At 45.9% G+C, this 305-nt stretch carries 1 tRNA gene; it reads right to left on the bottom strand.

Annotated features, from left to right (window positions below):
* Window positions 1-152: 152 nt before the first annotated feature.
* Window positions 153-235 (bottom strand) — tRNA-Leu (locus ACODS7_RS32985).
* Window positions 236-305: the final 70 nt, after the last annotated feature.

The following is a 305-nucleotide window of genomic DNA, read 5'->3' as shown; positions in this document are numbered from 1 at the left end:
ACCCCTAACCTCTTGATCCGTAGTCAAACGCTCTATCCAATTGAGCTACGGGCGCTTATTCATGATGTTTTTTCGTCGTTGTATTTTGGCGACTCAATTATCTTATCATACTACATTTTCAAATGCAAGTACTTTTTTTAAGATTTTTTTGATGCGGCCGAGAGGACTTGAACCTCCACGGGGTTTCCCCCACTAGGCCCTCAACCTAGCGCGTCTGCCGTTCCGCCACGACCGCGCGGAAAAAACAAAAGTGAGCCATGAAGGATTCGAACCTTCGACCCTCTGATTAAAAGTCAGATGCTCTA

Source organism: Bacillus sp. FG16 (genome assembly GCF_057809515.1).
Note: the sequence above shows the minus strand (reverse complement) of the source record. Positions and strands in the feature narration are given on the sequence as shown.